The 23,402-nt window shown below is 54.8% G+C and carries 20 protein-coding genes; 6 read left to right on the top strand and 14 right to left on the bottom strand.

Annotated elements, in window-relative coordinates; all coding sequences use genetic code 11:
• Window positions 1-39: 39 nt before the first annotated feature.
• The 3 genes from glnG to glnA form a co-directional block, all read right to left on the bottom strand.
• The gene (glnG, locus tag BY447_RS10415; protein WP_010258440.1) at window positions 40-1,449 is read right to left on the bottom strand and encodes a nitrogen regulation protein NR(I); all 1,410 of its coding nucleotides are present in this window, start codon (window positions 1,447-1,449) and stop codon (window positions 40-42) included.
• A 7-nt stretch (window positions 1,450-1,456) separates the two neighbouring features.
• Window positions 1,457-2,506: a nitrogen regulation protein NR(II) gene (gene glnL, locus BY447_RS10410; RefSeq protein ID WP_013359534.1), complete on the bottom strand. Its 1,050-nt coding sequence runs from the start codon at window positions 2,504-2,506 to the stop codon at window positions 1,457-1,459.
• A 138-nt stretch (window positions 2,507-2,644) separates the two neighbouring features.
• Window positions 2,645-4,054 carry a glutamate--ammonia ligase gene (gene glnA / locus BY447_RS10405; RefSeq protein WP_013359533.1) on the bottom strand — a complete coding sequence of 470 codons (1,410 nt, stop codon included), beginning with the start codon at window positions 4,052-4,054 and terminating at the stop codon, window positions 2,645-2,647.
• Between the two features lie 438 nt (window positions 4,055-4,492).
• Between glnA and typA the strand changes: the two genes are divergently transcribed.
• The 5 genes from typA to fabY all read left to right on the top strand — a co-directional run bounded on the left by typA (window position 4,493) and on the right by fabY (window position 9,423).
• A complete protein-coding gene (gene typA / locus BY447_RS10400; RefSeq protein ID WP_033734551.1) occupies window positions 4,493-6,316 on the top strand; it encodes a ribosome-dependent GTPase TypA in 1,824 nt (607 codons plus the stop codon).
• 199 nt (window positions 6,317-6,515) lie between these two features.
• The gene (gene yihX / locus BY447_RS10395) at window positions 6,516-7,112 is read left to right on the top strand and encodes a glucose-1-phosphatase (RefSeq protein WP_033784325.1); all 597 of its coding nucleotides are present in this window, start codon (window positions 6,516-6,518) and stop codon (window positions 7,110-7,112) included.
• A gap of 3 nt (window positions 7,113-7,115) precedes the next feature.
• Window positions 7,116-7,985: a virulence factor BrkB family protein gene (locus BY447_RS10390; RefSeq protein WP_013359530.1), complete on the top strand. Its 870-nt coding sequence runs from the start codon at window positions 7,116-7,118 to the stop codon at window positions 7,983-7,985.
• Entirely contained in the window at window positions 7,982-8,419 is a 438-nt protein-coding gene (dtd, locus tag BY447_RS10385; protein WP_033734544.1) for a D-aminoacyl-tRNA deacylase, read from the top strand. Before BY447_RS10390 ends, dtd begins: the two co-directional genes overlap by 4 nt.
• 56 nt (window positions 8,420-8,475) lie before the next feature.
• Window positions 8,476-9,423 (top strand): fatty acid biosynthesis protein FabY, encoded by a 948-nt coding sequence (gene fabY / locus BY447_RS10380; RefSeq protein WP_013359528.1) that lies wholly within the window; start codon window positions 8,476-8,478, stop codon window positions 9,421-9,423.
• A gap of 32 nt (window positions 9,424-9,455) precedes the next feature.
• Here fabY and BY447_RS10375 read toward each other — a convergent pair whose 3' ends face one another.
• From BY447_RS10375 to gmk, 7 genes are all read right to left on the bottom strand, one after another.
• Window positions 9,456-11,135, bottom strand: coding sequence for an AsmA family protein (locus tag BY447_RS10375; RefSeq protein ID WP_110331088.1), 1,680 nt, complete (start codon window positions 11,133-11,135; stop codon window positions 9,456-9,458).
• 118 nt (window positions 11,136-11,253) lie between these two features.
• Window positions 11,254-12,627: a nucleobase:cation symporter-2 family protein gene (locus BY447_RS10365; protein WP_107319167.1), complete on the bottom strand. Its 1,374-nt coding sequence runs from the start codon at window positions 12,625-12,627 to the stop codon at window positions 11,254-11,256.
• 105 nt (window positions 12,628-12,732) lie between these two features.
• Window positions 12,733-14,811 (bottom strand): ATP-dependent DNA helicase RecG, encoded by a 2,079-nt coding sequence (gene recG / locus BY447_RS10360; protein WP_110331087.1) that lies wholly within the window; start codon window positions 14,809-14,811, stop codon window positions 12,733-12,735.
• Entirely contained in the window at window positions 14,808-15,506 is a 699-nt protein-coding gene (trmH, locus tag BY447_RS10355; protein ID WP_013359524.1) for a tRNA (guanosine(18)-2'-O)-methyltransferase TrmH, read from the bottom strand. The genes recG and trmH overlap by 4 nt, the downstream gene beginning before the upstream one ends.
• A gap of 2 nt (window positions 15,507-15,508) precedes the next feature.
• A complete protein-coding gene (spoT, locus tag BY447_RS10350) occupies window positions 15,509-17,617 on the bottom strand; it encodes a bifunctional GTP diphosphokinase/guanosine-3',5'-bis pyrophosphate 3'-pyrophosphohydrolase (RefSeq protein WP_013359523.1) in 2,109 nt (702 codons plus the stop codon).
• Window positions 17,618-17,637: 20 nt separating this feature from the next.
• On the bottom strand, window positions 17,638-17,913 hold the full coding sequence (gene rpoZ, locus BY447_RS10345) for a DNA-directed RNA polymerase subunit omega (protein ID WP_003851346.1): 276 nt from the start codon (window positions 17,911-17,913) through the stop codon (window positions 17,638-17,640).
• Between the two features lie 54 nt (window positions 17,914-17,967).
• Window positions 17,968-18,591 carry a guanylate kinase gene (gmk, locus tag BY447_RS10340; protein ID WP_033734537.1) on the bottom strand — a complete coding sequence of 208 codons (624 nt, stop codon included), beginning with the start codon at window positions 18,589-18,591 and terminating at the stop codon, window positions 17,968-17,970.
• A 239-nt stretch (window positions 18,592-18,830) separates the two neighbouring features.
• Here gmk and ligB point away from each other — a divergent pair, with 239 nt between their 5' ends.
• A complete protein-coding gene (ligB, locus tag BY447_RS10335) occupies window positions 18,831-20,582 on the top strand; it encodes an NAD-dependent DNA ligase LigB (protein WP_110331086.1) in 1,752 nt (583 codons plus the stop codon).
• Here the strand turns inward: ligB and BY447_RS10330 are convergent.
• The 4 genes from BY447_RS10330 to BY447_RS10315 all read right to left on the bottom strand — a co-directional run bounded on the left by BY447_RS10330 (window position 20,520) and on the right by BY447_RS10315 (window position 23,401).
• Entirely contained in the window at window positions 20,520-21,137 is a 618-nt protein-coding gene (locus BY447_RS10330) for a trimeric intracellular cation channel family protein (RefSeq protein WP_013359520.1), read from the bottom strand. The two genes, ligB and BY447_RS10330, sit on opposite strands and share 63 nt — an antisense overlap.
• Window positions 21,138-21,577: 440 nt before the next feature.
• On the bottom strand, window positions 21,578-22,222 hold the full coding sequence (locus tag BY447_RS10325; protein WP_110331928.1) for an oligosaccharide flippase family protein: 645 nt from the start codon (window positions 22,220-22,222) through the stop codon (window positions 21,578-21,580).
• Window positions 22,223-22,304: 82 nt separating this feature from the next.
• On the bottom strand, window positions 22,305-22,571 hold the full coding sequence (locus BY447_RS10320; protein WP_110331085.1) for a hypothetical protein: 267 nt from the start codon (window positions 22,569-22,571) through the stop codon (window positions 22,305-22,307).
• A 434-nt stretch (window positions 22,572-23,005) separates the two neighbouring features.
• The gene (locus BY447_RS10315) at window positions 23,006-23,401 is read right to left on the bottom strand and encodes a hypothetical protein (RefSeq protein ID WP_033784316.1); all 396 of its coding nucleotides are present in this window, start codon (window positions 23,399-23,401) and stop codon (window positions 23,006-23,008) included.
• Window position 23,402: the final 1 nt, after the last annotated feature.

The following is a 23,402-nucleotide window of genomic DNA, read 5'->3' as shown; positions in this document are numbered from 1 at the left end:
AAACGGGCTGGCAGACCACACCAGCCCGTACTGAACCGCTTACTCCATGCCCAGCTCTTTCAGCTTGCGCGTCAGCGTGTTTCGGCCCCAGCCCAGCAGACGTGCTGCTTCCTGCTTGTGGCCTTGCGTATGACGCAGCGCAGTGGTGAGCAGCGTACGCTCCATCTCTGGCTGGGCTTCTGACAGCAGATTCTGATGACCGGAACGCAGGGCGCGGTCGGCCCACTGTGCCAGCAGGGTTGCCCAGCTGTCAGGCAGCGACTGCACCGGATTTTCCGGGGTACTGGATTCAAACAGTTCTCCGGGCAGATCCTGAATCAGTACTTCCTGGCCCGCCGCCATCACGGTCAGCCAGCGACAGGTGTTCTCCAGCTGACGAACGTTACCGGACCAGTGAAGACGGGTTAAGGCTGTCTCGGTTTCCGGATGCAGAATCTTCGCTTCCACCCCCAGCTCACGGGCCGCCACCTGCAGGAAGTAACGTGCCAGACGCGGGATGTCCTCACGACGCTCACGCAGCGGTGGCAGATGCACGCGAATCACATTCAGGCGGTGGAAAAGGTCCTCACGGAACTTGCCTTCCTGCACGCGTAATTCCAGATTCTGGTGGGTTGCGGCGATAATACGTACATCCACTTTCACTGGCGCATAGCCACCAACGCGATAGAACTGGCCATCGGCCAGCACGCGCAGCAGACGGGTCTGCACATCCAGCGGCATATCACCGATCTCATCCAGAAACAGCGTGCCGCCATCCGCCTGCTCAAAACGGCCCTGACGGATCTGGTTGGCGCCGGTAAAGGCACCTTTCTCGTGACCGAACAGTTCGGATTCAATCAAATCTTTGGGAATCGCCGCCATGTTAAGCGCGATGAAAGGCGCTTTGGTACGCGGACTATGGCGATGCAGCGCATGAGCTACCAGCTCTTTACCGGTTCCTGACTCACCGTTGATCAGCACACTGATCGACGAGCGCGATAACCGGCCGATGATACGAAACACATCCTGCATCGCTGGCGCTTCACCAATGATATCGGTGGTGGGTCCGCTGACCGGCTGATTTCGCGGCTGCTGCTGTTCCTGATAGTGACTGATGGCTCGCTCGACCAGCGCCACCGCTTCGTCAATATCAAACGGTTTAGGCAGGTAATCAAAGGCACCCTGCTGATAGGCGCTGACAGCGGCGTCCAGATCCGAATGCGCCGTCATTATGATGACCGGAAGCATCGGATGACGCTGCTTAATCTGTTTCAGCAGCGCCAGGCCATCCATACCGGGCATGCGAATATCTGACAGTAAAACGTCCGGGGTCTTGGTTGAGAGGGCATCCAGCACCTCGCTTGCGCTGTCAAAGGTCGCACAGCTCAAACCGGCTCCAGTGAGCGCGCGTTCAAGCACCCAGCGGATGGAGCTATCGTCATCGACGATCCAGACTATCCCTCGTTGCATAGAAACCTCACTGGCGAATAGGCAGGTAAACCGAAAATTCGGTGTGTCCCGGCCAACTGTTAAATTCTATTTTTCCTGAATGTTGATCAATCAGGCTACGGGCGATGGAGAGGCCTAAACCGGTTCCGCCTTCACGTCCGCTGACCATCGGATAAAACAGCGTATCCTGCAGCTGGGCCGGAATGCCGGGGCCATCATCTTCAATATCAATACGTGCCACCAGGCGATAACGCGTGCCGTGCAGCGTCAACTGGAAAGCGGTACGGGTGCGGATAACAATGGTGCCACCGTCGTCGCCCAGCGCCTGAAGTGCGTTGCGAACTACGTTAAGCAGCACCTGTTCAATCTGGTCGGGGTCATGCGGCAGTTCCGGCAGGCTGGGGTCGTAATCCCGTACCAGCGAAACATTCTCCGGCAGCTCCATCGACACCAGATTGACCACCCGTTCGGCCACCTGATGAATGCTCTGCGTGATGTGCATGCCTGGCTGCTGCGGACCTAACAGACGATCCACCAGATTTCGCAACCGGTCGGCCTGTTCAATAATCACTTTGGTGTATTCATTCAGTGACGGATCGGGCAGGGCGCGGGATAGGAGTTGTGCCGCGCCGCGTAATCCGCCCAGCGGATTTTTAATCTCATGGGCCAGACCGCGAACCAGATCGCGAGCGGCGACCTGCTGCGCGTGCTGTAACTGCTCCTGACTGAGGCGACGCTGATTATCCATCGGCGCCATTTCCATCAGGATTAAGCCATCGGGTAACCGCTGGGCGGTCAGCGACATAATATGTGCGCGACCATCTACCACCAGCGTGACCTCACTGTCAGTAAATCCCTGGCCAGCCTCAAGACTCTCGCGCATCACCTCAATATTCAGCGAAAAGTAGCCGGTTAATTCCGGTAATGGTGTGCCGAACAATTTGCGTGAGCTTTGCGCCAGTAATTGCTGCGCCGCCGGATTGGCGTAATGAATAACCAGATCGTTATCCACTAACAAAATACTGTTGATTAACGCGTTGAGAATCTGCCCTGCATCGGGCAGAGAGCCAGTTGCCATACAACGTTCCTCTGCACCAGTCAGGTGCATTTTAGTCTTTAAGCCGAAAAGAGGGCGAATGAACGGTGAATTCGCGGAGAAAAAAGCCCATCCGAAGATGGGCTAAAAGTTTCCACGGCAACAAAAACGTCTGACCAGTTAAACGCTGTAGTAAAGCTCGAACTCAACCGGGTGTGGCGTCATGCGAACACGATCCATCTCTGCTTTACGCAGTTCGATGTAAGCATCGATCGATTCGTCTGTGAATACACCGCCACGAGTCAGGAACTCGCGGTCTTCGTTCAGTGCATTCAGCGCTTCTTCCAGCGAGCCTGCAACTTTTGGAATCTCAGCTTCTTCTTCCGGTGGCAGGTCATACAGGTTCTTATCCATCGCGTCACCAGGATGGATTTTGTTGATGATGCCATCCAGGCCAGCCATCAGCAGCGCGGTGAACGCCAGGTATGGGTTAGCGGCTGGATCCGGGAAGCGCGCTTCGATACGACGAGCTTTCGGGCTGGCTACAACCGGGATACGGATTGAGGCAGAACGGTTACGGGCAGAGTAAGCCAGCATAACCGGTGCTTCATAACCCGGGACCAGACGCTTGTAAGAGTTGGTTGTCGGGTTCGCCAGGGCGTTGATCGCTTTCGCGTGCTTAATGATACCGCCGATGTAGAACAGCGCCATTTCAGACAGGCCGCCGTACTTATCGCCGGCAAACAGGTTCTGGCCACCTTTAGAGAGTGACATGTGGCAGTGCATGCCTGAACCGTTGTCGCCAAACATTGGCTTCGGCATAAAGGTCGCCGTTTTGCCGTAAGCGTGCGCAACGTTGTGAACGACATATTTGTAGATCTGAATTTCGTCCGCTTTTTTGGTCATGGTATTGAAGCGGGTTGCCACTTCGTTCTGACCTGCGGTCGCCACTTCGTGGTGATGCGCTTCAACAACCAGGCCCATCTGCTCCATGGTCAGACACATGGCAGAACGGATGTCCTGTGATGAGTCAACCGGTGGAACCGGGAAGTAGCCGCCTTTCAGACCTGGACGGTGACCTTTGTTACCGCCTTCGTACTCTTTACCGGTATTCCATGCCGCTTCGATATCGTCGATAGCCACATGTGAGCCGGACGTTGATGAACCGAAACGGATGTCATCGAACAGGAAGAATTCGGGTTCTGGTCCAAACAGCACGGTGTCCGCGATGCCGGAAGAGCGCAGGTAATCTTCAGCGCGCTTGGCGATAGAGCGTGGATCGCGATCGTAGCCCTGCATGGTGCCTGGCTCAAGAATGTCACAACGGATGATCAGCGTAGAATCTTCGAAGAAAGGATCCATGACTGCCGTGGTGGCGTCAGGCATCAGCACCATGTCTGATTCGTTAATGCCTTTCCAGCCGCCAATAGACGAACCATCGAACATTTTGCCTTCTTCGAAGAAGTCAGCGTTAACCTGGTGAGCAGGGATCGTAACGTGCTGTTCTTTACCTTTGGTATCGGTAAAACGCAGGTCAACAAACTTAACTTCATGCTCGTTCATCATCGAGAGAACGTGTTCAGCGGACATACTCAACTCTCCTGGAAATGGTCTTTCATTATCTACATGGCGAGGAAACGTCGTTTCCGGAATCCATTGCGGGAAAACACCTCCCTGACCAACTTCACCCGGCACGCTCTTCAACCGACATCTGTCTGGCGTTTACGCTTGATTTAGATAAAGCGAATTCTGTGCCAACTTTTTTGATGTTGCTTAAATCGCCTTGTGATGCACCTTTTTGTCATAAAGCGCCTGCACCACGATGGTCTTAATGCACCATTTAGGTGCTTAACGGTGATTTTTTAGCACTATTTTGGTGCGCAGGACCAACTTAGTGCATTTTCTGCACCGGGAACAGGGCAAATTTGCGCCGATGCAATAAACTTTCAGTGAAAAGTGTGATCCTGTTCAGTCTTCCGCTTAATCCGTGTACAATACCGCGCTATTTCTAATGCCTGAGGCAAAGCTGTGATCGAAAATTTGCGTAACATCGCCATCATCGCGCACGTTGACCATGGAAAGACCACCCTGGTTGACAAACTGCTGCAACAATCCGGTACTTTTGATGCCCGTACCGAAGCAACCGAGCGCGTGATGGACTCCAATGATTTGGAGAAAGAGCGTGGGATTACCATCCTCGCAAAAAACACCGCCATTAAGTGGAATGACTACCGTATCAACATCGTTGATACCCCAGGACACGCCGACTTCGGTGGTGAAGTTGAGCGCGTCATGTCCATGGTGGACTCGGTGCTGCTGGTTGTAGATGCGATGGATGGCCCTATGCCGCAAACCCGCTTCGTGACCAAAAAAGCGTTCGCGCATGGTCTGAAGCCGATTGTGGTTATCAACAAAGTAGACCGCCCTGGTGCGCGTCCGGATTGGGTTGTGGATCAGGTATTTGACCTGTTCGTAAACCTGGATGCCACTGACGAGCAGCTCGATTTCCCTATCATTTTCGCCTCTGCGCTGAATGGTATTGCGGGTCTTGAGCACACCGACATGGCTGACGATATGACCCCGCTGTATCAGGCTATCGTTGATCACGTTGCGCCTCCGCAGGTAGAGGCTGATGCCCCACTGCAGATGCAAATCTCTCAGCTGGACTACAACAACTACCTGGGCGTGATCGGCATCGGCCGTATCAAGCGCGGTAAAGTTAAGCCTAACCAGCAAGTCACTATCATCGATAGCGAAGGCAAAACCCGTAACGCTAAAGTCGGTAAAGTCCTGACTCATCTGGGTCTCGAGCGTATCGATAGCGATCTGGCAGAAGCGGGCGATATCATTGCTATCACCGGTCTGGGCGAGCTGAACATCTCCGACACTATTTGTGACACGCAGAATGTGGAAGCGCTGCCAGCCCTGAGCGTTGATGAGCCAACAGTAACCATGTTCTTTAACGTCAACACCTCACCGTTCTGCGGTAAAGAAGGTAAGTACGTGACTTCACGTCAGATCCTTGAGCGTCTGAACAAAGAACTGGTTCACAACGTGGCACTGCGTGTTGAAGAAACTGAAGATTCTGATGCCTTCCGCGTATCAGGTCGTGGTGAACTTCACCTGTCAGTTCTGATCGAAAACATGCGTCGTGAAGGCTTCGAACTGGCGGTATCCCGTCCGAAAGTTATCTTCCGCGAATTCGAAGGCCGCAAACAGGAGCCATTCGAGAACGTTACGCTGGATATCGAAGAGACGCATCAGGGTTCCGTTATGCAAGCCATGGGTGAGCGTAAAGGCGATCTGAAAAACATGGATCCGGATGGCAAAGGCCGCGTACGTCTCGACTACGTGATCCCAAGCCGTGGCCTGATTGGCTTCCGTAACGAATTCATGACCATGACGTCCGGTACCGGTCTGCTCTACTCTACCTTCAGCCACTACGACGATATTCGTCCAGGCGAAGTGGGCCAGCGTCAGAACGGCGTACTGATCTCTAACGGTCAGGGTAAAGCCGTCGCGTTCGCCCTGTTCGGTCTGCAGGATCGCGGTAAGCTGTTCCTGGGTCACGGTGCAGAAGTCTATGAAGGCCAGATCATCGGTATTCACAGCCGTTCTAACGACCTGACCGTAAACTGTCTGACCGGTAAGAAGCTGACCAACATGCGTGCTTCCGGTACTGATGAAGCAACGACCCTGGTTCCACCGCAGAAAATGACGCTGGAACAGGCTATCGAGTTCATCGATGATGACGAACTGGTAGAAGTAACACCACTGTCAGTGCGTATCCGTAAACGTCACCTGACTGAAAACGACCGTAAACGTGCTTCACGTGGTCCTAAAGACGCATAAGTGCGCCTTTAACTGATAAAAAGCCCCGCATGCGGGGCTTTTTTTTGCCTGAAATTCCGGCTTCTCCAGTCGGGCCAGTAAATATCTGGGTGCGTTCTATCCACCTTCTGGCGTTTACGCTTTTCTCTCCACGCGTGCCTGTTCAGCCTGCACTTTTGCCGCTAGAGTGAATACTCCAGGGAACAGAAGGAGACACACCATGCTGTATATCTTTGATTTGGGCAACGTGATTATTGATATCGACTTTAACCGCGTGCTGGGTGTCTGGAGTGACCTTAGCCGTGTGCCGCTGGCCTCGCTGCAAAGCCATTTCCAGATGGATGAAGCGTTTGAACAACACGAACGTGGAGAACTCAGCGATGAAGACTTCGCGCTGGCGCTGTGTGAAAAGCTGGCAATAGCGCTGAGTTATGAACAGTTTACTGCTGGCTGGCAGGCGGTCTTCGTAGACGTGCGTCCTGAAACCCTGGCGCTGATGAATCGGCTGCGGCTTGAAGGTCATCGGGTGGTGATTCTCTCTAACACCAATAAGCTGCATTGTGAATTCTGGCCGACGCAGTATCCCGACGTACAGCAGGCAGCTGACAAACTCTATCTCTCGCAGGAGCTGGGTATGCGTAAACCGGAAGCCCGGATTTATCAGCATGTGCTGGACGCGGAGGGTGTGACTGCCGATCAGGCGGTGTTTTTCGACGATAACCCGGAGAACATTGAGGCGGCGCGCGCTCTGGGCATTGAAAGTGTACTGGTTACTGACAGTAAAACGGTACCTGACTGGTTTGCAGGTCAACCGTAACTCATGATGTCACGTAAATTTCGTCCCGGGCTGCATGCGTTCTGGTTGTGGCTCAAATTGTTGTGGAAACGCATAGATGAGGATGGCATGACGACGCAGGCTGGTAATCTGGCCTATGTCTCATTGCTGGCGCTGGTACCACTGATTGCGGTGGTGTTTGCGCTGTTTGCTGCGTTTCCGGTCTTCTCAGATATCAGCGTACAATTGAAGCAGTTTGTCTTTAACAATCTGATGCCGGCTGCAGGCAACACGCTGCAACGCTATCTTGAGCAGTTTGTGGCTAACGTCAACCGGATGACGGCGGTTGGTGCCGTCGGCCTGATCGTAACGGCCTTACTGCTGATGCATTCGGTTGATACCGCGTTGAATACCATCTGGCGCAGCAACAAGAAGCGGCCGATGGTTTACTCCTTTGCGGTCTACTGGATGATCCTGACGCTCGGCCCGCTTCTGGCCGGTGCCAGCCTGGCGATCAGCTCCTATCTGCTGTCACTGCGCTGGATTAATGCGACCGGCGTCACCAGCCTGGTCGACCAGATGCTGCGCATTTTCCCGCTTCTGCTGTCGTGGCTCGCCTTCTGGTTGCTCTACAGCATTGTACCCACCCAGCGGGTGCCGCCACGCGATGCGCTGATTGGCGCGCTGGTAGCGGGTGCGCTATTTGAGCTGGGTAAAAAGGGCTTTGCGCTCTATGTTACTATGTTCCCCTCTTATCAGCTGATCTACGGCGTACTGGCCGTGATCCCCATTCTGTTTCTCTGGGTCTACTGGACCTGGTGTATTGTGTTGTTAGGCGCTGAAATTACCGTCGCGTTAGCCGACTATCGGCAGTTAAAACAGCAGCACAAAGAAGAACAACACGAGGAAACATGATTGCATTGATTCAACGCGTGCAGCGTGCCAGCGTCAGCGTCGATCAGAACGTAATCGGCGAAATCGGTGCCGGTTTACTGGTTTTACTGGGCGTGGAAAAGGGTGATGACAATGCGCGTGCGGAACGTCTCGCAGAACGCGTACTGGGCTATCGCATCTTTAGTGATGAACAGGGCAAAATGAACCTGAGTGTTCGTCAGGCGGGCGGAAGCGTGCTGGTGGTGTCGCAGTTTACGCTGGCCGCAGATACGCAAAAAGGGATGCGCCCCTCCTTTTCAGGTGGTGCGGAACCTGCTGAGGCCGAACGCCTGTATGATTACTTCAGCGATTACTGTCGCCAGCAGGGCATGACCACGGCGAATGGGCGTTTTGCGGCGGATATGCAGGTCTCGCTGGTGAATGATGGTCCTGTGACGTTCTGGTTACAGGTGTGAGATCGCAAGCGGAGCGGCAGGGAACAGGCCACCTATCCGAGCGGGAGAAACATTACATGTATCACCTTCGCGTGCCACAGACGGCGGAAGAGCTGGATATCTATTATCAGTTCCGCTGGGAAATGTTGCGTAAACCATTGCGTCAGCCGCAGGGGTCGGAACGTGACGCCTGGGATGCCCTGGCGCATCATCAAATGGTGGTTGATGAGCAGGGAAATCCGGTCGCCATAGGCCGTCTCTACATCAACGCCGACAATGAGGCCGCTATCCGCTTCATGGCCGTTCATCCGTCGGTGCAGGGGAAAGGGCTGGGTACGCTGATGGCGATGACCCTGGAGTCGGTCGCGCGTCAGGAAGGCGCGAAGCGGGTAACCTGCAGCGCCCGCGAAGATGCCGTCGCTTTCTTTGCTAAGCTCGGTTATATCAATCAGGGTGAGATTACCGCGCCGCAGACGACGCCGGTACGCCATTTTTTGATGATCAAGCCGGTTGTTACGCTCGATGATATCCTGCATCGCGCCGACTGGTGCGGTCAGCTGCAACAGGCCTGGTATGATCATATTCCGCTCAGCGAGAAGATGGGGGTGCGTATCCTGCAGTTTACCGGGCAGAAATTTATCACCACCATGCCTGAAGCGGGCAACCAGAATCCACATCACACGTTGTTCGCCGGCAGCCTGTTCTCGCTTGCCACGCTGACCGGCTGGGGATTGATCTGGTTGCTGCTGCGCGAGCGCCATCTCGGCGGCACCATTATTCTGGCAGATGCGCACATTCGCTACAGCCGTCCGATCAGCGGACGGCCTGGCGCGATTGCCGATCTTGGCTCACTAAGCGGCGACCTTGACCGTCTGGCACGCGGACGTAAAGCACGCGTTCAGCTTGAAGTGGAGCTGTTTGGCGATGATGAATGTGGCGCGGTGTTTGAGGGCGTTTACATCGTCCTGCCCGCCGATCCTGATGGGCCGCTGGAAGAGGGCGGTTCCGGCGCACGTATCAATTAATCATAAGGGCCGCATCTGCGGCCCTTATGTTATTAACGTACCTCGCCTGCCTGCATGGTCTGCTGCACCTGCTGACTGTCGGTTGTCACCGACAGTGTGCCATTAACCGTCGGGCGTATTGGCTGGCCTGCGGCTAAAGCGCCGCTCAGTTGCAGCTGCATATTGCTGTCACCGGTTAACGGCAATGCGGGCCATCCCCAGTTCTGCAACACATTCACCGGCACTGCACGCCCCGTCAGTTGCAGCGTAAGCGGACGGGCTGGCTGCTGGCCGACGGTAGCCGTCCCTTCCATCAGGCCCTTGTTACTGAACGCACTCAGCTCGGTCACCTGAATCTGTTGTGGGTCGGCACTCAGCGCAATCGACGGGTGACGCAGATCGGTGCGGTTAAAGGTCGACTCTGCCGCGTTCAGGCTGAGCTTACCCGACCAGATCCCCCACTGATGCTGCTGCGCCAGCAGCAGGTTCTCGCCGGAACCATCCAGTGAGGTCAGCTGGAAGGGAAACGCCGGATTGATGTCGATAATCAGGTTACGATTAGAGGTGAAACGCGTCACCGCTACGCTATCCAGCCACGCGGGCAGTGCCGCCTGCCAGCGGTCGCGCCAGTCCTGCGGCAGGGTATATTCCAGTCCGGCAACAGCCAGATTTTTCAGCGTCAGGCGTTTATTGCTGCGTGACCAGTCACCGTCAGCCCGAATCACCCCGTTCGCCCAGCGAGAACTGAACTGCGTCAGCGCCAGGCCCTGCGGAGAGAAATCCAGGGTAACGATAGGGTCATTAAGCTCGAATCCACCGTTGATAAAATTGCTGGCATTCAGCGCCAGCGAACCATCATTACTCTGCCAGTCATCGCCCTGCCAGTTAACGTTTCTCAGCGTCAGGTCAAGATCTGTCACCGCCCAGTCAGGCCCCTGCAGGCGGGCATCAGTCATGTCGAGGCGCGTAATCGCAATCGAGGGAACCACCTGCAGGCTATGCAGGAAATCTTTCAGGCTGCTGGCGGTCTGCAGACGAATATCATTCAGTCGCAGCTGATTAATTTTCCAGTTGCCCTGGGCATCGCGCTCACCGTTGCCGGTCATGGAACCACGCGCCAGGTCGGCACCCATATTGTCAAAGCGCATTCGTCCTTCGGAAACACTGCCCTGAATCAGGACGTTTTCAGCTGGCACCTTATTCAGCGTCATGCTGCCTGCGCTCATCTGGAAGCGGGCATCGCGGCCCAGCATATCAAGGGCTGTGGGTTTCCACGGCAGAATGCCGCCATTAACCTGATGAGCAAACAGCGGTAGCGTGCTGTTGGGGCTGTCGATACGCATGTTATTGAGCTGCAGGCGATCGGCCTGAATGGGTAGCGCACTGCCTGGCGTCAGGTTGGCCAGATTCACTTCCCCGTCGCGCAGTTCAAGACTGCTGAAATGCAGCGGATCGCTGAACTGAATCAGTGCCAGACCGAGATCGACCCGTTTCGCTACCAGAACCGCAGGCTGCCCATCATGACCAAAGCTGAAGTCATCCAGAATGATGTGAGAGGGAGAAGAGAAATTGTGTTCAATTTTACTCAGGGAGAGATGCCATTCGGTTTTGTCGCTCACCCAACGGCTAAACCAGCCTGCACCCCACTGTGTCTGCAGCAGCACATAGATCACCACGAGGATGAAAAGCAGCAGCAAAAGTAAGGTGAGGAAAAACTTTCCAATAAATTTCATAGCATCCTTCCCGAGTTAAATCCGGTGAGAGGTTGTTATGCCTGAATTACCGTTACAGCTCAACAGCCTGGATGTAAATCCGAATAATTAGCAGGCAGGCCGAAGCCTGCCTGTGGACTTACTTCTCTTGCGGAAAAATCAGGTTGAGCACGATGGCGGTAATGCCACCTGCCGCAATGCCGGAAGAGAGCAGGGTTTTCAGCCACTCGGGCGCAAACTGCAGGATTAAGGGTTGCTGAGAAACACCCAGCCCCACCGCCAGCGACAGCGCGATGATCATGATGGCGCGACGGTTAAGCGGCTCGCGTGACACGATGCGAACGCCCGAGGCGGCGATGGTGCCGAACATCACAATGGTTGCGCCGCCGAGCACCGGCTCAGGAATGAGCTGAACCAGACCGCTGACCGCCGGGAACAGTCCCAGCACAATCAGCATCAGTGCGACCACAAAGCCCACGTAGCGGCTGGCCACGCCGGTCAACTGAATCACGCCATTGTTCTGACCGAAGCAGGAGTTAGGGAAGGTATTAAACAGCGCGGAGACAAAGGAGTTAAGACCATTCGCCAGCACGCCACCTTTCAGGCGTTTCATATAGAGCGGTCCGCTCACCGGCTGCTCTGAAACATCCGAGGTGGCGGTGATATCGCCGATGGTCTCCAGAGAGGTGACCATAAACACCAGCATCAGCGGGATAAGCAGATTCCAGTCGAAGCCCAGTCCGTAGTAGAGCGGCGCTGGCACCATGATTAACGGCTGATCAGCAGGAATACCTGCTGCAGGCAGCATGCCCATCGCCCAGGCCAGCAGATAGCCCACCGCCATGGCAATCACCAGGGAGGCGACGCGCAGGTAGGGATTCTTCTGTCGGTTCAGCAGCACGATCACCATCAGCACGGCTCCGGCCAGCATCAGATTTTTCGGTGCACCAAAGGTATGGTCGTTCATCGCACTGAAACCGCCGCCAATGGAGGTCAGGCCGACCTGAATCAGCGACAGGCCGATAATCATCACCACAATACCGGAAACCAGCGGCGTAATGATCCGGCGCGCCAGATGCAATACGCGCGACAGCACCATCTCGGTACAGGAGGCCACCATCAGCGTGCCAAACAGTGCCGCCATCATAGTGGGCACGTCAGCACCGCCATTTTTCAGCGCCATCCCGCCCATAATCAGAGGCGTCACGAAGTTGAAGCTGGTGCCCTGAATCGACAACAGGCCCGAACCCACCGGTCCCCAGGTTTTTATTTGCAGCAGTGATGCCACGCCCGATGCAAACAGCGACATGCTGATCACGTGCCGGGTATCTTCTGCAGGCAGGCCCAGCGCCTGACAAATCAGAATCGCAGGCGTAATAACCGCGACAAACATTGCCAGCAGGTGCTGACCGGCGGCAAACAGCGTTTGTGGCAGGGGTGGACGATCTTCAAGACGATAAATCAGTTCACTTTTCGTGGCGGAAGGCTGATCTGGCTGAGGAGTGGTAGACATCTTCTGTTCTTCCCAAAAAATAGTGTGGCGATTGTAATCATCCGTCGGGCAAAAGCAATCGTTTGCCCGGCGAGGATAAAAAAGGCCGACTCAGATGGAGATCAATCAGACGTTGGTATAACGGGTGTTCTCTGGCAGCCAGCGTTCAATCAGGGCGCTGGCCTGCTCGGGATAGTGCTGGTGGATGTGGCGCGCCACACGCTGAACTTCCGGCACCATTGCGGCATCGCGTAGCAGGTCGGCGACTTTGAACTCCGCGTTGCCGGTCTGACGCGTGCCCAGCAGTTCACCCGGCCCGCGAATCTCCAGATCGAACTGAGCAATGACGAAGCCGTCATTACTGTCACGCAGCACCTGAAGACGCTTCTGCGCCGTTTTGCTCAGTGGCGCTTTATAGAGCAGCACACAGTGCGATGCCACGGCACCACGACCTACACGGCCCCGTAGCTGATGCAGCTGCGCCAGCCCTAACCGCTCCGGGTTTTCGATAATCATCAGGCTGGCATTCGGCACGTCAACGCCGACCTCGATGACTGTCGTCGCCACCAGCAGCTGTAGTTCATTCGCTTTAAAGGCCTGCATCACCGCCTGCTTTTCCGCGGGCTTCATCCGGCCATGCACCAGTCCAATATTTAAGTCGGGCAGCGCCGTTTTCAGGGATTCCCAGCTGGCCTCTGCCGCCTGCGCTTCCAGCAATTCGGACTCTTCAATCAGGGTGCAGACCCAGTAAGCCTGACGCCCTTCGCGGCAGGCATGCTCAACCCGCGCCACAATCTCATCGCGTCGGGTATCTGGGATCGCCACGGTGGTCACCGGAGTACGTCCCGGCGGCAGCTCATCGATGGTTGAGGTATCAAGATCGGCATAGGCGGTCATCGCCAGGGTGCGCGGGATCGGGGTAGCGGTCATGATCAGCTGATGCGGATGGAAACCCTGCTCCTCGCCTTTTTCCCACAAGGCCAGTCGCTGGTGGACGCCGAACCGGTGCTGTTCATCAATAATGACCAGCGCCAGACCGTTGAACTGCACCTGCTCCTGAAACAGCGCGTGTGTGCCCACGACCATTGCCACCTGACCGCTGGCTATCGCTTCCTGTTGTGCCTGGCGGGCTTTGCCTTTCTGTTTTCCGGCCAGCCAGCCCACTTCAATGCCCAGCGGCGCAAACCACTGGCGGAAGTTACTGGCATGCTGTTCAGCCAGCAGTTCGGTCGGCGCCATCAGCGCAACCTGCTTACCATGGGCGATAACGTTCAGCGCAGAGAGCGCGGCTACCAGTGTCTTGCCCGAGCCGACATCGCCCTGCACCAGCCGCATCATCGGGAAATCGTTGGCCAGATCTTTCTCTATCTCCGTCACCACGCGTTTCTGCGCATTAGTCGGTGAGAAGGGCAGCGCGGCAAGCAGCTTGTCGCTAAGATTGTGTCGCGGCGTCATTGGCAACGCGTAATAGCGCTGAGCACCGGCGCGCACCGCCAGCATGCTGAGGTTGTGCGCCAGCAGCTCTTCCAGAATCAGTCTGCGTTGCGCCGGATGACGGCCACTTTCCAGCTCACTGAGACGAAGATCGGGCGGAGGGCGATGCAGGGTACGGAGCGCATCAGGCAGGCTGATTAAACCGCCGCTCAGCTCCTGCGGCAGCAGCTCGGCAATCGGGCAGCTCTCCAGCAGCGTCAGCGCCTGGTCGGTAAGATTACGCAGCGTGGCCTGCCGGATGCCTTCGGTGGTGGGATAAACCGGCGTTAAGGTCTCTTCCAGCGCCACATTGCTCTGTTCGCCCTGGATGCGGTATTCGGGATGAATAATCTCCGCGCCGCGCTGACCGCGTTTAATCTCACCATAGGCGGTGACGCGACGGCCTGGCGACAGGTTGTTCTTCATACCGGCATTGAAATTAAAGAAGCGCATCGTCAGGACACCACTGCCATCGCTGATCTGGCACACCATCATCCGGCGGCGACCAAAGGTGATGTCAGTGTGCAGCACTTCGCCTTCTACGGTGGCCCAGATACCGGGCAGCAGATCGTCAATAGCATAAAGCTGGGTGCGATCTTCGTAGCGTAGCGGGAGATGAAGCAGGAGATCCTGAATGGTATGCAGGTCAATTTTGGCCAGTTTTGCTGCCTGGCTGGCACCGACGCCGGTCAGGGTACTGAGCGGGATGGCATCCAGCAGACGGCCTTTCATCTTTTTTTACCGGTCGATTGCATAGTTGCCCACCAGCTGGGATCGGCGTCGACTTCGCCCTGCGCATTGATGCGCGGATAGGGTAAACCTTTCTGCTTTGCGACCCGCGCCAGCACCGGGAATCCGCCTTCAAACAGCAGGCGTTGCTGCTCATCGTCGTCCAGCAGGCTGTAATCGCGCAGGTAAAGACCGGCATTTTGTCGCTGCCGCTGCGCTTCATAGAGGATCAGCGCACAGGCGACTGAGACATTCAGTGACTGCACCATGCCTACCATGGGAATCACGATCTTCCGGTCAGCCAGCGCCAGTGCTTCTTCAGTAATGCCGGTTTTTTCCTGTCCCATCAGGATGCAGGTGGGAAGGGTATAATCGATCTCACGGAAATCCACGGCATCGTCAGAAAGATGGGTCGCCAGAACCTGCATCTTCTGCTGTTTAAGCTGTTTTACAGCGTCGCCGATGGTGGGATGGGTAACCACTTTCACCCAGCTGTTGCTTCCGGCAGACGCGGAAGCCTGGGTGCGCATCCGCTGGCTGGGCCAGACAGCATGCACTTCGTGGATGCCGACTGCGTCGGCCGTGCGGATCACCGCCGACACATTGTGCGGCTTATGCACCTGCTCCATACAGACCGTAAGGTCGTGCTGGCGCAGTGCCAGCATCGCCTGAATCCGGGCAAAACGTTGATCGTTCATGCCTAATTACGGTTACGGTGGACTTTGATCACATCCGGCATCACGCGAATTTTACGCATGATATTCGCCAGATGGACACGGTCGCGTGCGGTCAGGCGGATAAAGGCGCTGTAGACGCGGCCATCACGCTCTTCGGTATTCAGGCTCTGAATATTGGAACCGGCCGTGTTGATTGCTGCCGTCAGGTTCGCCAGTGCGCCCTGATGGTTGAACATGTCGACTTTGATTTCCGCCACGAACTCCTGCTCGGTGACTTTATCCCACTCGACCGGCATGAATTTTTCCGGCTCTTTCTGGTAGCCGCGGATATTGCGACAGGATTCATGATGCACCACCAGTCCTTTGCCAGGGCTGACATGAGCAACAATCGGGTCACCGGGAATCGGTCGGCAGCATTTAGCGAACGTAATCAACACGCCATCAGCACCTTTGATCGGCAGCTTACCACGCTTGCTGTTACTGCTGATGGTCTTGCTGTCCGCCTGCAGCAGGTTCTTCGCCACGACCACGCTCATCGCATTGCCCAGACCAATTTCCGCCAGCAGATCGTCAAGCGAGGTCAGCTTCATACGGTCCAGCTCCTGCCGGATGTTCTCCGCCGGGATCTCCGCCAGTTTACGGCTGCCGCCCAGCGCATGGCTGAGCAGACGGCGACCCAGATTAACCGAGTCTTCACGCTTGAGGTTTTTCAACAGCTGGCGAATTTTGGCGCGGGCTTTGGAGCTGACGACAAAGTTGAGCCAGGCGGCGTTGGGACGGGCGCCTGGCGCGGTGATGATCTCAATCGTCTGTCCGCTGGTCAGGGATTGCGACAGCGGATAAGGCTGACGATCAACGCGTGCGCCGACGCAGGCATGGCCGATGTCGGTGTGAACCGCATAGGCGAAGTCCACCGGCGTCGCGCCGGTTGGCAGCTCAACAATGCGGCCTTCAGGCGTAAAGACGTAGATCTCATCCGGGAAGAGATCGGACTTCACGCTTTCGATAAATTCAAACGAACTGCCCGCACTCTGCTGCAGCTCCAGCAGGCTTTGCAGCCAGCGCTGAGCGCGAATCTGTGCGGTAGTGCCACTTTCGCCCGCCTGTTTATACGCCCAGTGCGCAGCGACCCCCATTTCCGCCATCTGATCCATATCCTCGGTGCGAATCTGCACTTCAACCGGCACGCCGTGCGGACCGATCATGGAGGTATGGAGCGATTGATAGCCGTTAGCTTTGGGGATGGCGATGTAATCTTTTACGCGGCCCGGACGCGGCTTATACAAGCTGTGCATCTGGCCCAGAACGCGATAGCAGGTATCCAGATCTTTCACGATGACGCGAAAGGCATAGATATCCATGATCGAGTGAAAACGCTGCTCTTTAAGCGTCATTTTGCGATAGATCGAGTAAAGATGCTTTTCGCGACCGCTGACGCGGCAGGGAATGCCTGCTTCCTGCAGACGGCCATCGATCTCAGAAAGAATCTTCTGGATCATCTCTTTACGATTACCGCGCGCGGCTTTCACCACCTCTTTAATCACCCGATAGCGGTTCGGGTAGAGAGCCTCAAAACCGAGTTCTTCCAGCTCCGTTTTAAGATGATGAATACCCAGGCGATGCGCCAGCGGACTGTAAATCTCTAACGTTTCCAGCGCGATGCGGCGACGTTTGTCCGGGCGTAATGACCCCAGGGTGCGCATATTGTGGGTGCGGTCAGCCAGCTTGATGAGAATGACGCGGATATCCTGCACCATCGCCATAATCATCTTGCGGAAGTTCTCTGCCTGCGCTTCTTTCTTGTCGCGGAATTTCAGCTTATCCAGCTTGGAAACGCCTTCGACCAGCTCCGCCACGCTTTTACCGAACAGCTGTTCCATGTCCTGGTAAGTGGCAGGCGTATCTTCAATCACGTCATGCAGCAGCGCGGCCATGAGGGTTTCATGGTCGAGCTTCATTTCCGCCAGAATACAGGCCACGGCAACCGGATGGGTGATATAAGGCTCACCGCTGGAGCGTGTCTGTCCCTCGTGGGCATCACGTGCGACAAGGTAGGCTTGCTGGAGGCGCTTGATCTGCTCCTCTGGCAAGTATTTTTCAATCAGTTGATTGAGACTTTCAAACAGATACAAGGGTGACCTGCAGGTGGCTGTTAACGACGACCTTCAGCGATAGCGGTAACGGCCTGTAACTCAGCGGCTTCCTGCTCTTGCTGTTCCTGACGGTCACGCACATCTAAAATCTGATTGGTGACCAGACCTTCTTCGATTTCGCGCAGAGCGATAACGGTAGGCTTGTCGTTCTCTTCCGGAACCAGCGGATCTTTGCCGCCAACCTGCATCTGACGTGCACGACGTGCAGCGACCAACACCAGGTCAAAACGATTACCAACTTTTTCTACTGCGTCCTGAACGGTTACGCGTGCCATAGGTGTGCTACTCCACAGATGAAGAAATGACTGCGCATCATACTGAAACTGTATTCAGACTGCCAACAGTTTGCTGATTAAAGCATCGTGGCGCGCCTTCTGGCGCGCCATACGCAGACGTTCGGCGCGAATAATGGTTTTCAGATCGGACAGCGCCAGATCGAAATCATCATTCACAATTAAATAGTCATACTCGGCGTAGTGGCTCATTTCCGCTACTGCCTGCGCCATACGACGCGTGATGACCTCTTCGCTGTCCTGGCCACGACCGCGCAGACGGCGATCGAGCTCTTCTTTCGACGGCGGTAAAACGAAGATGCTGCGTGCGCCTGGCATTCTGGCGCGGATTTGCTGCGCACCTTGCCAGTCGATGTCGAGAAACACATCAACGCCGGTTGCCAGCACCTGCTCAATAGCATGGCGCGACGTACCGTAATAGTTGTCGAAAACTTTAGCGTGTTCGAGGAAAGCATCTTCCGCGATCATCCGCTCAAATTCATGTTTCTCAACGAAAAAATAATGTTCGCCATGGGCTTCACCCGGACGCATGCCGCGCGTCGTGTGCGAAACAGAGACCTGCGTATCATACAACGGCTGGGTCTTTAACAGTGCCTGAATCAGGCTGGATTTCCCTGCGCCGCTGGGTGCAGAAACAATATAGAGCGTGCCTTGAGCCATGGTTTTCTTGAATTGATTAAAAGCGGAGTCGATTTCCTGCACAGTATACACAGCTTCCCGCTGCCACGCAGCGTTTGCGCAGCGGCAACAGCCAACTTTTGCGTCTCTTCGCGCAAATGTTTGTCAGACCGCTGCAACTAATCCTTTATTGCCACGATACCCCTTCCTGAACCGGACATCGTTTCTGGCTGACGCCAAAGCATTGATATTGAATACCGAAAAACATCAGGGGAAAGAGTATGAAAGGATTCGGCTGGCCGCTGTTTGCGGCTGTTTTGTGGATCGTTACATGGCCTGTGTATAGCGCCGTTTGTCCGGTCTGGACACCGAACCGGGCCACGGAAGAGATCCGCCGCCTGCAACAGCAACTGCAACACTGGGATGACGCTTACTATCGTCAGGGCCAGAGTCCGGTGGCGGATGCGGATTATGATGCTCTTCAGCAGCGACTGATTCAGTGGCAGCACTGCTTTAGCCTTTATCAGCCGGCTTACGCCCCACAACTGCCGGGTAATGGCACGTCATTGCACCCGGTCGCCCATACTGGCTTAAAAAAGATGCGGGACAAGCTGGCACTGGCTTACTGGATGCAGGGGCGACGCGATCTCTGGGTGCAGCCAAAAGTCGATGGTATCGCCGTTTCACTGGTGTATCGCCAGGGCAGACTGGTGTCGTTGTTAAGTCGTGGCGATGGATTGCGCGGTGAAGAGTGGCTGGCTAAAGCCGCCTGGATCCCGGCGATTCCGCGGAATATCGAGACCCGACTCGACGAGGTTGTGCTGCAGGGTGAGCTATTTCTGCCGATGACCGATCATCAACAGGCCATTGATGGCGGTAAAAATGCTCGCGCACAGGTGGCCGGGGCCATGATGAGTAAACAGCGTGTTCCCCTGCTGAATTCGCTCGATGTTTTCATCTGGGCCTGGCCAGATGGCCCGGCAACAATGACGGAACGCCTTGAGCAACTCAGTCGCTGGGGACTGGGCGTTGCGGCAAAATGGAGCCACAGCGTTAAAGATGAAGAGGAGGTCGCTGCCTGGCGGGATCGCTGGTTCCATGCTGCGCTGCCCTTTGTTACTGACGGTGTGGTGGTTCATCAGAGTCTTCGTCCTGCGGGCAAAAACTGGCTGCCGGGAGAGGGAACCTGGGCTGTTGCCTGGAAGTATCAGCCTCCGGAAGTCAGCGCTGAAGTGCTCTCCGTTGATTTTCCGGTTGGCCGAACCGGGAAAATAGCTGCCGTCCTTAATCTGCAGCCGGTGCAGCTGGATGACAAGACCGTCAGGCGGGTTAATGTCGGATCCCTGCGTCGCTGGCAGGAAAGCGATATTGTGGCGGGTGATGTGATTACGCTGAGTCTGGCGGGTCAGGGGATTCCCCGGCTGGAGCGGGTGATCTGGCGCGTGGCAGAGCGCGACTATCCTCAGCCTCCCGACGCGTCGCATTACACGCCGCTAAGCTGTTACACCTTCAGCGCGGAGTGCCAGAAGCAGTTACTGGCAAAATTACGCTGGCTCAGTCAGAAAACGGTGCTGAATATTCCGGGTGTTGAGCGCAGCACCTGGCTGCGCTTACTGGAAACCCGCAGTATGACGCATCTGTTCGGCTGGCTGACGTTAACACCGGAACAGATCGCTGACGCAACGGGCTTCTCTCCGGAACGGGCAGGTCAGCTCTGGCACCGTTTTAATCTCACCCGTCAGCAGCCGTTTCGTCGCTGGGTGGATGCCTTAGGTATTTCACTGCCGCGGAAAGCCCTGAAGTCGCTACCCGATCAGCAGTGGGAGAGCTTAATGCAGCGGGATGTGACGGGCTGGCAGGCGCTACCGGGCGTTGGTGCTGCGCTGGCAAAGCGTCTGGTTTCGCAGTTCCATGATGCTCGTGTGCAGGCGCTGATCGCGTTCCTGCAGCAGCAGGGCATACCTTCTTCCTTAATGCTCGGGATGGGGATAGTTGAAAATCGGCAAACCGAGGCGGAAGCGCAGCGCCAGTAAACGGGCAAAGAAGCCGAACAGCAGGGTAATGATAATCACCGCTTCATGTGCCAGCGTAGTTTTCAGCAGCAGGATATAGATCCAGCCCGAGGCGAAGGCGATACCGGCGTAGAGCTCCTTCTGAAACACCAGCGGAATGCGATTACAGAACATGTCACGCAGTACGCCACCGAAGACGCCGGTAATGACCGCGCTTATTGCGGCAATAATCATGGCATGTCCGGAATCGAGCGCAACCTGCGCGCCGATAATGGAAAAAACCACCAGTCCCAGCGCATCAAGCACCAGGAACACTTTGCGCAGATGTGTCATCAGTGGCGCCAGGAAAGTGGTGATGACCGCTGCTGCTGCCACAATCATGATGTATTCGGGATTTTTAACCCAGCCCAGCGGGTAGTGACCCAGCAGGATGTCGCGCACCGAACCACCGCCGATGGCAGTCACTGACGCGATAATAATGACACCGAACAGATCCATTTTGCGGCGGCCTGCCGCCAGCGCACCGGTCATGGCTTCAGCAGTAATACCAATGATGTAGAGAACGGTCAGTAACATAGCAGACTCCGGTAAAACGGCGGCAAGGCGACGCCTTTGCCTGAAAGACGGCGACAGAGATTTTCAGGTGATCGGCGTCCGTGATAAGCGCAGTGTATACCAGCCAGCCCTGGCGTCCGTATAGAAAGACTTTTCTGCGCAGAGCCTGCGGTGAGTGCCTGTTTAAATCTGAGAAGAAACAGTCTGCAGAAGGTTTGTGCGTTGCGGCCCGCTGTTTTCCGGTTCCGGACGGGCGGATATTAACCGACCGTGAACGCCAGACAACGGCTGGAGGTAAGTCAGTTTATAAGTGAGGTAAAAAGGCTGGATGCGGCAGATAAAGAAGGGAATCGATCAGAGAAATAAAGCAACAGGCTTAATAAAAAGAAAAGGCGTGCTGGTTAACAGCACGCCAACGCATCGTTTCGGATGCTCAGAGCCCACCATACAGACTTATTTTATTATTTGTTTCTTGCACGAATTTTAGAAAAGGCTTTCAGGCTAAAATGGTATTCCGGCTGGAACCATGAACGACCATAGTAGCAGTAAATCAGCATGCGAATAGATGCCATCGCCAGATAACCCCAGATCGCACACAATACTGAAGGTGTCAGCCAGACGGTAAATAAAGTGACGGCAAGACCGGCTAATACTGATGAGGTTTCAGCAAAAGCGATACGGGTATATTGTTTTTCGCGCTGTAATATCGCACGGTAATGCTGACCCTGCGGGATGATAATAAACACCACTGAGACCATCTGCAGCATTAACGCCAGTTCAGGTTGACCAAACAGACTGTTCAGCAGGTGACTGCCCGTAAATAACAGACCAAACACCGCGACACCCATCAACAAATTACCCCAGTAGATTGTGGAGAGGTCGTTGATAGAGAGCATGCAGCGGCGGATCAGCTTATTTGAGAAGCCGCGATCGGCCAGCGTATCGATAGCCAGTAAAGCTATCACGGCGATCGCCAGCAGGTTCAGTTCATTCGCCTGCAGAATCTGCGCCAGCAACGAAAGCTGCAGTACGCCGATGCCAATAATTTTGATTGAAGAGAGCAGAGACCACTTTGCACTATTAAGACTGCTTTCACGTATTGCCATAATATACTCGTTAGAGTTCATTGACTCTGTGAGAATTAAATCGTTGTGTAACAGCAATGAGAGGTTGCTGTGACACCGTTGATTAGTGCAATTTTTCCGGCCGGAGTCCTGAAATACCTTTCCAGGTTTGCCATGTTATTATGGATTCAATCAAATAGTGCCCGGATAAAAAACAGATATCCCTGGTAAATTCTCTGTTTCGTGTCATGGCGGAATCCCCTGCAGCGAATAAGAATTCCGCCAGATCACGAATAAATCCTGTTGTAGTTTTATATTCTCCTGCCAGCATCCTTGCGGCAATCTCAACGAATTCTTTTTCTGATAACAAAGGATACGCAGAGCGGTCCATGACTTTTTTCCTGCTTTATCATTATGGGTATTGCTGTGTGTGGAATGATTTATACATTGTTTTATTTAATTTAACACCATAAGAAAAGTCTGATTACGCTACCGCAGAAATAAATGGTTTCACTTCATGCATGATAAATATTAAATTTCCAGTACGAGAGTAATAAACGATTGTTGATGATTAATGTATGTGTTTTAGCGAAATTGTTTACACAGCAGAAGAAGATGCCTGAAATCAGCGGGGACAGCCTGCCTGTCAGGCACTGTTGCCAGGAATTTTCCTGGCAACAATGCTTAAGCAGGGTTGGTGATAAACGTGCAGAAGGGGCATGCAATCAGATAAACGCTTTATGCTTTATCATCGGAAGTTTTTCTGTTTTTTTTCATAAACAGCCAGTGATAAGTACAGAGAAAAAATCGAGCTAAGTCATTGATTTACTTTGTCAGAAGCTGGTTAAGCTTCTCAAGATCGTTGCTAACCCATTCAATATCCTGCTTAAATCTCTCATCTGAAGTAAATGGCTGGCGGTAAACCGTCACCATCACCTCGGCACCCTGCTCGTTGGCTATCACGCGCATCGGTACATAGATTTCCTTTCCTGATCCACTGTCAATCCAGTGATCCATTACGCCAAACGGATTATGTGGCGAGAACCGGAGCTTTACGTTTCCCTGAGGGCCTTTAGTACGCCAGCGATTGCCATCAGGTTCTAATGCACTATTCGTCAGCCCGGACGCCCACTTTGGAAAAAATTCCGGCTTCCAGATGGTTTCATAAAGATCTAACCAGTGACGCGGAATCGTCAGGCTCAGCGTGCGCGAGGAGAGCATA

Origin of the sequence: Pantoea sp. JKS000250 (assembly GCF_003201065.1) — a bacterium.
GTDB lineage: Bacteria > Pseudomonadota > Gammaproteobacteria > Enterobacterales > Enterobacteriaceae > Pantoea > Pantoea vagans.
The sequence above is the reverse complement of the archived record's forward strand: the minus strand, read 5'-3'. Positions and strand labels throughout refer to the sequence as shown.